The following is a 6,980-nucleotide window of genomic DNA, read 5'->3' on the forward strand; positions in this document are numbered from 1 at the left end:
ACTCGGCGAGCTTCGCGATCGCCTGCGCCCAGAGGAAGTACTTGTTGGTGCCGAGGTCGGCGATCGTGGAGATGTTGAACGCCTCCTTGAGGTGCTGCGCGTCGCTCTCGCTGACGCCCTGCAGCGCCGCGACCGGCGCCTTCGCCAGCTCCGTGATGCTCATGCCCTCGTAGGCCTTGTCCACCTTGCTCGCGATGTCGCCCATCGGATCTCCCACCGTCCGTCGACCTCGCGGCGCCGAGCGGCGTCGCCCGCCCACCCTTCCGCAGAACGCCGTCGCCGGGCAACCACGAGATGCCGCCTACGCTGAACCGCATGCCCCAGCTTCGTCTCGCGCTGTGCCAGGTCAACGCCACCGTCGGCGCCATCGCCGATAACACCGATCTCGTGCTCGCGCGGGCGCGGGAGGCCGCCGCCGCGGGCGCGCGCCTCGTCGCGTTCCCCGAGATGGTGCTGACGGGGTATCCGGTGGAGGACCTCGCGCTGCGACGGTCGTTCCAGCGCGCCTCGCGCGAGGCGCTCGACGGGCTCGCGCAGCGGCTCCTCGACGACGGACTCGGCGAGGTCGCCGTCGTCGTCGGGTATCTCGACATCGACGAGCGCGCCCGGCCCAAGCTCGGGCGCCCGGCCGGATCGCCGGAGAACGCGCTCGCCGTGCTGCACGGCGGTCGGGTCGCGATCCGGTCGGCCAAGCACCATCTGCCGAACTACGGCGTGTTCGACGAGTACCGCTACTTCGTGCCCGGCAACGTGCTGCCGGTCGTGCGCCTGCACGGCGTCGACATCGCCTTCGCGATCTGCGAGGACCTGTGGCAGGACGGCGGCCCGGTCGCCGCCGCCCGCGGCGCGAACGTCGGACTCCTCGTCGTGCTCAACGGCTCGCCGTACGAGCTGAACAAGGACGACACGCGCCTCGAACTCTGTGCGCGCCGGGCCGCCGAGGCCGGCGCGACGCTGGCCTACGTCAACCTCGTCGGCGGGCAGGACGAACTCGTCTTCGACGGCGACTCGCTCGTGGTCTCCCCCACCGGCCAGACCCTCGCGCGGGCCCCGCAGTTCGAGGAGGCCGTCCTCGTCGTCGACGTCGACCTGCCCGCGGCCGGCGACCCGGTCGACCTTGACGCCGGTGACGTCACCGTCGAGCGCGTGGTGATCTCCGCGGACCCGTTGCCCGCGTGGGAGGTCGACGAGATCGCCGTCGGTCCGCGCCTGGCGTCCGAGGCCGAGGTGTACGCGGCGCTCGTGACGGGGCTGCGCGACTACGTCCGCAAGAACGGCTTCCGGTCGGTGATCCTCGGGCTGTCCGGCGGGATCGACTCAGCGCTGGTGGCCGCGATCGCGTGCGACGCGATCGGGGCCGCGAACGTGCACGGCGTCTCGATGCCGTCGGCGTACTCGTCCGACCACTCGCGCTCCGACGCCGACGACCTCGCGGCGCGTACCGGTTGCCAGTTCCGCACGGTGCCGATCGCGCCGATGGTCGACGCGTTCCAGGACGCCCTCAAGCTCTCCGGTCTCGCCGAGGAGAACCTGCAGGCGCGCGTGCGCGGTGTGACGCTGATGGGCCTGTCGAACGCCGAGGGGCATCTCGTCCTCGCCACCGGCAACAAGAGCGAACTCGCCGCCGGGTACTCGACGATCTACGGCGACGCGGTCGGCGGTTACGCGCCGCTGAAGGACGTCCCGAAGACGATGGTGTGGAAGCTCTCGGAGTGGCGCAACGCCGAGGCGGAGCGGCGCGGTGAGACGCCGCCGATCCCGCCGAACTCCATCACCAAGCCGCCGTCCGCAGAACTGAGGCCGGGTCAGCTCGACTCGGACTCCCTGCCCGACTACGCCGTGCTCGACGATCTCCTCGACGACTACATCGAGCAGGACGCGTCCGCGGCCGACCTCGTCGCCGCCGGGTTCGACCAGGAACTGGTGGAGAAGATCCTGCGCCTCGTCGACATCGCCGAGTACAAGCGGCGTCAGTACCCGCCGGGCACGAAGATCTCGCTGCGCGCCTTCGGCCGCGACCGCCGCCTCCCGATCACCAACGGCTGGCGGGAGCGCGTCCCCGAGTAGTTGCGTCAGTGCGTGGCGCGGCGGCGCAGACGCTCGATGTCGTGGACGGTGATGTCCGGGCCCCGGTTGGAGATCCAGCCCATGGTGCGCAACTGACGCATCGCCTTGACGACGGCCTCGCGGGAGAGCCCGGTCCAGGCGGCGAGGTCGGCCTGGCTCAGCGGCGAGTGAATGACGGTGGTGCTGCCGTCGAAATGGCCGTACCGGTCGGCGAGTTCGGCGAGCCGGGCGCAGACGCGGCCCATCGCGTCGCCGGCGCCGAACTCGAGCTGGTGACGCACCTGGGCGCGGAGGCGGCCGATGGTGTCGAGCAGCAGGGCCTCGCGCACCGCGGGGTGCGTGTCGAGGAACTCGCGGAACGGCGCGGCGGGCAGCGTCAGCACCTCGACGTCGGTGAGGGCGGTGACGGTGGCGGCGCGGGTCTTGCCGTCGATGACGGACCACTCGCCGATCAGTTCGCCGGGACCGTAGATGTCGAGCACGACGTCGCGGCCCTCGGTGGAGCCGACGACGACCTTGAGCTCACCGGAGAGGACGACGACCGCCTCGTGCGCGACGTCGCCCTCGAGGAAGAGGATGGCGCCGGCGGGATACCCGCGCCGCGTGCCGATCGCAGCGAGGGCGGCGGCGCGCTCCGGGCCGATGCGATCGAGGAAGCCCTCGGTCGGCGCCGGGGCGGTCAAGGTCGTCACTCCTCCATTGTGGGCACGCCAAGCTGCCCGGACCCTACTGAATCCGGGCAGCTCAGTGTGAGATTCCGCGCCCGCCCGCGCGGAACCGTCCCCCGATGTGAGCGAGTCCGCGCGACCCTGCGGCGCAGCTCACGTTCCGGGTGCGGTGTGGGTCACGCACCCGGACGTCTTCGGTGTGTCAGGCCGCGGCGGTGAGGTCCTTCTTGCGGGCGCCGAGCGTGGAGAAGATGCGGCTGCGGACGGCGGGAACGGCCTCCAGCAGCGAGGCGAGCTCCAGCGGGCTGAGCACGAGGACGGAGACCTGCGTGGTGGCCGTCACGGTCGCCACGCGGGGCTTGCCGTCGAGCAGGGACATCTCGCCGAACACGGCACCGGGGCGCAGGACGGCCAGGGCCTGGTCCTCCACGCACACGGCCACCGAGCCCTCGATGAGCACGAAGGCCTCGCGGCCACGCTCGCCGCGGCGGCAGAGGACGCTGCCCTCGGGCAGGGTCACCTGGGTGCTGAGCGAGGCGATCTTCGCCAGCTGCTTGCGGTCCAAGCCCTCGAAGATCTCAAGGTCGGCAATTGCGTCGATCCGGGCGTCGCGCTTGGGAAACACGGGTACTCCTTAGGCGGGGGCTGCGGGCCTCCCCGACGGGGTTCGGCCCGGTGCCGGGTTTCTGGGATGCCGCCCGGCGCCAGAATCAGCTTCCGCCGAAGCACGAGATGCGGCTGCGCACCTGGGCCCGCCTGCGTGGGTATTTGTACTCACCGCGCCCCGGCTACCCTGAAAGCGTCCGGGGACCTCACCGGGAGGCCTCGAGGCAACCCTTTCAAGGAGTCGACGATGACCTCCACACCCAGCCCCGATCGATCTGACGCCTCGTCGGGCCAGGCCCGCGAGTCGGCGACCGTCGCTGAGACCGCCCCCGTCTACGGCAATCTCCCGCCGGCGAAACGTGTGCGCGTGCCTGCACTGCACGCGATGAAGGAACGCGGCGAGCGCTGGCCCATGCTCACCGCGTACGACATGTACACGGCCGAGATCTTCGACGCGGCCGGGATTCCCGTGCTGCTGATCGGCGACAGCGCCGCGAACAACGTCTACGGCTACGAGACGACCGTTCCCGTGACCGTCGACGAACTGCTCCCCCTGTGCCGCTCCGTGGTGGCCGCCAGCAAGCGGGCGCTGATCGTCGGCGACCTGCCCTTCGGCTCCTACCAGGTCTCCCCCCAGCAGGCGCTGGAGACGGCGATCCGGTTCATGAAGGAGGGCAACGTCCACGCCGTGAAACTGGAGGGCGGCGTCCGCGTCGCGCCCCAGATTCAGGCGATCGTCGACGCCGGGGTGCCCGTGATGGGCCACGTCGGCTTCACCCCGCAGAGCGAGCACGGCCTCGGCGGTTACCGCGTCCAGGGCCGCGGGTCGGCCGCGGAGCAGGTGCTCGCCGACGCCCACGCCGTCCAGGAGGCGGGCGCGTTCGCCGTCGTGCTGGAGATGGTCCCGGCCGAGGTCTCGAAGCAGATCACGGCCGAGCTGAGCATCCCGACGATCGGGATCGGCGCCGGTCCGGACTGCGACGCCCAGGTCCTCGTCTGGCAGGACATGGTCGGCCTGCGCGAGGGCACGCCCCGCTTCGTCAAGCGGTACGCGGACATGCGCGGGGTGCTCACCGAGGCGGCGAAGGCCTACGCGGCCGACGTCGTCGGCGGGACGTTCCCGACCCACGAGCACAGCTACCACTGACCGAAGAGCCCAGTCGACACCAGCGTTGACGAGCCGTTCAACGCTGGTGTTAACTGGCTCACATGCTGCTGTCCTCCCTGCCGGTGCCCCCGGCCGCCGAGCCGGTGAACACCACGGGGCAGGCGATCATGACCGTCGGGACCTTCGCGGGTCTCGCGATCTTCCTGGTGTGCGCGGTCCGCCTCGGGCGGCGCTGGCGGACCTGGACGCCGGCCGCGATCGTGGCCGGCACCCTGCTCGCCGGCATGGTCGAACCGCTCAACAACCGGCTCGCGAACATGTGGTACTACCGGCCCGGCCAGCAGACGATGTACAGCTCGTTCGACGCCTCGCTGCCGGTCTGGGTGTTCTTCTCCTACGCCGCCTTCTTCGGCGGGGTCGGGCTGCTGTTCTGGTACCTGACCGAGCGCGGCGCGACCCGCGCCACCATCGCCAAGGCTCTCGCCGGCATGTGGGTGTTCGCGATCGCCACCGAGATCACCGGCACTCAGCTCGACACCTACGACTACTTCGGCCCGCACCCGTTCCGCGTCGCGGGCTTCCCGATCTGGGTCTCGCTCGGGGTCGCGTGCATCTGCGCGAGCATCGGCGTCGGAGCGGCGCGCATCCGGCGCTCGTTCGACCCGGCGGCGGGCCTGGCCGCGGTGTTCCTGCTCGGTCCGGTCGCCTGCGTCGTCGGCCTGGTCGGGACGGGCTTCCCGACGATGACAGTCGTCAACACCCCGGACCCGTCCACCGCCGCCCTCTACGGCGCCGCGCTGGGCAGCACGGCGCTGAACCTGCTGTTCGCCTGGTTCCTCACGCAGCTGGTGCCGCGCGAGGGCCTGTCACCGATCGACGGCCCAGTCCGCACCGGGACGCGCGGCGGCGAGCGCGGCGAGGAGCTCCTCGCGAGCGGTGGCCATCGAGGGGCCGTACCAGGTCAGTAGCCGCCCGGACACCAGCGCGACGTCCAGCCCGGGGAACGCCTCGGGCCCGTCGAGCGCGGTGAAGACGTACGGCTCGTCGGGCAGCACGACCAGCTCGGCACCGCGGGCGCGGACCTCGTCCGGGTCGGCCTTCGGGTAGCGCTCGGACGCGTCGGCCGGCGGGTCGTCGAAGACGTTGTCGAGGCCGAGCCGGTCGAGCACCGACGTGGTGAAGGTGTCCGCGCCGGCGACCATCCACGGCTTGCGCCAGATCGGCACGGCGACCTTCCGCCGCGGCGTCGGGGCGGGCTGCGCCCAGGCGGCCTCGGCCGCCGCCAGCCAGTCCGGCCGGCCCAGCCCGCACCGCTCGAGCATCGCGGCGAGCGAGGTCAGGGCGGAGTCGACGTCGCGGATGTCGCAGACCCACACCTCCAGGCCGCGGGCGCGGAGCTCGTCGAGGTCGGGCTGCCGATTCTCCTCGAAGGCGGCCAGGACCAGGTCGGGCGCCAGCGCCTCGATCGCGTCGACGTCGGGGTTCTTCGTCCCCCGGACCCGGGCGCAGTCCAGGCCCGGCGGGTGGGTGCACCAGTCGGTCACGCCGACCAGGAGCTCCGGTGCGGTCTCGCCGACGGCCTCGGTCAGGGACGGGACCAGCGAGACGATTCGACGCACGGACACCCGACCTAGACTGCCAGGCATGGCTTCGCGTACCGCTCCGGCTCCCTCGGTTCTCCCCGGCAAGGTCTCCCCCCAGCGGGCGGTGCCGGCCCACATCCCGCGGCCGCCGTACGTCGGCAAGCCGGCACCGGACAGCTTCGAGGGCTCGGAGATCAAGGACGCCGAGACCATCGAGAAGATGCGCATCGCCGGCCGGATCGCCGCGCAGGCGCTCGCGGAGGTCGCGTCGCACATCCGGCCCGGGATCACGACCGACGAGCTCGACCGCATCGGCCACGAGTTCCTCTGCGACCACGACGCCTATCCGTCGACGCTCGGGTACCGGTACTTCCCGAAGTCGCTGTGCACCTCGGTCAACGAGGTGATCTGCCACGGGATCCCGGACTCCCGTGAGCTCGTCGACGGCGACATCGTCAACGTCGACATCACGGCCTACATCCACGGCGTCCACGGCGACACCGACGCGACCTATCCCGTCGGCGAGATCGACGAGGAGTCGGCGCTGCTGCTGGAACGGACGCGGGAGGCGATGAACCGCGGGATCAAGGCCGTCCGTCCGGGCCGGCCGATCAACGTCATCGGCCGCGTCATCGAGTCCTACGCGAAGCGGTTCGGCTACGGCGTCGTCCGGGACTTCACCGGCCACGGGATCGGGACGGCGTTCCACTCCGGCCTGGTGATCCCCCACTACGACACCGAGCACTACGCGACGCTGATGGAACCGGGGATGACCTTCACTATCGAGCCGATGCTGACCCTCGGGACCGAGTCCTACGACATGTGGGACGACAACTGGACCGTCGTCACCCAGGACCGCAAGCGCTCCGCCCAGTTCGAGCACACGCTCCTGGTCACCGACTCCGGCGCCGAGATCCTCACGCTGCCTTAACCGCAACGTCCGGCCAA

The 6,980-nt window shown here is 71.2% G+C and carries 8 protein-coding genes; 4 read left to right on the forward strand and 4 right to left on the reverse strand.

The annotated features are described in order from the left end of the window. The coding region (locus ABD401_RS16860) for a hypothetical protein (RefSeq protein WP_344606823.1) at positions 1-205 on the reverse strand (205 nt) is incomplete at its 3' end. A 110-nt stretch (positions 206-315) separates the two neighbouring features. On the opposite strand from ABD401_RS16860, the gene ABD401_RS16865 reads away from it, so the two are divergent. After that, positions 316-2,067 (forward strand): NAD+ synthase, encoded by a 1,752-nt coding sequence (locus ABD401_RS16865; RefSeq protein ID WP_344606825.1) that lies wholly within the window; start codon positions 316-318, stop codon positions 2,065-2,067. Positions 2,068-2,072: 5 nt separating this feature from the next. On the opposite strand, the gene ABD401_RS16870 is transcribed toward ABD401_RS16865, so the two are convergent. Next, positions 2,073-2,759, reverse strand: a complete 687-nt coding sequence (locus ABD401_RS16870) for a Crp/Fnr family transcriptional regulator (RefSeq protein ID WP_344606827.1) — start codon at positions 2,757-2,759, stop codon at positions 2,073-2,075. Positions 2,760-2,937: 178 nt separating this feature from the next. After that, on the reverse strand, positions 2,938-3,360 hold the full coding sequence (locus ABD401_RS16875; protein WP_344606829.1) for a cyclic nucleotide-binding domain-containing protein: 423 nt from the start codon (positions 3,358-3,360) through the stop codon (positions 2,938-2,940). 228 nt (positions 3,361-3,588) lie between these two features. On the opposite strand from ABD401_RS16875, the gene panB reads away from it, so the two are divergent. Next, complete coding sequence (panB, locus tag ABD401_RS16880; RefSeq protein WP_344606831.1) at positions 3,589-4,488, forward strand: 3-methyl-2-oxobutanoate hydroxymethyltransferase; 900 nt, start codon at positions 3,589-3,591, stop codon at positions 4,486-4,488. A 62-nt stretch (positions 4,489-4,550) separates the two neighbouring features. Further along, positions 4,551-5,417, forward strand: coding sequence for a hypothetical protein (locus tag ABD401_RS16885; RefSeq protein WP_344606833.1), 867 nt, complete (start codon positions 4,551-4,553; stop codon positions 5,415-5,417). On the opposite strand, the gene ABD401_RS16890 is transcribed toward ABD401_RS16885, so the two are convergent. After that, complete coding sequence (locus ABD401_RS16890) at positions 5,316-6,095, reverse strand: helical backbone metal receptor (RefSeq protein ID WP_425566188.1); 780 nt, start codon at positions 6,093-6,095, stop codon at positions 5,316-5,318. The genes ABD401_RS16885 and ABD401_RS16890 overlap by 102 nt on opposite strands. Between ABD401_RS16890 and map the strand changes: the two genes are divergently transcribed. Then, positions 6,094-6,963: a type I methionyl aminopeptidase gene (map, locus tag ABD401_RS16895; RefSeq protein ID WP_344606837.1), complete on the forward strand. Its 870-nt coding sequence runs from the start codon at positions 6,094-6,096 to the stop codon at positions 6,961-6,963. The two genes, ABD401_RS16890 and map, sit on opposite strands and share 2 nt — an antisense overlap. The last annotated feature ends 17 nt before the right edge of the window (positions 6,964-6,980 follow it).

Origin of the sequence: Sporichthya brevicatena (genome assembly GCF_039525035.1) — a bacterium.
GTDB lineage: Bacteria > Actinomycetota > Actinomycetes > Sporichthyales > Sporichthyaceae > Sporichthya > Sporichthya brevicatena.

Bases quoted from the DNA above. Each gene is read 5' to 3' on its own strand.
- ABD401_RS16865 (WP_344606825.1), top strand. From the start codon at position 316: ATGCCCCAGCTTCGTCTCGCGCTGTGCCAGGTCAACGCCACCGTCGGC.
- panB (WP_344606831.1), top strand. From the start codon at position 3,589: ATGACCTCCACACCCAGCCCCGATCGATCTGACGCCTCGTCGGGCCAG.
- ABD401_RS16890 (WP_425566188.1), bottom strand. From the start codon at position 6,095: ATGCCTGGCAGTCTAGGTCGGGTGTCCGTGCGTCGAATCGTCTCGCTG.
- map (WP_344606837.1), top strand. From the start codon at position 6,094: ATGGCTTCGCGTACCGCTCCGGCTCCCTCGGTTCTCCCCGGCAAGGTC.
- ABD401_RS16885 (WP_344606833.1), top strand. From the start codon at position 4,551: ATGCTGCTGTCCTCCCTGCCGGTGCCCCCGGCCGCCGAGCCGGTGAAC.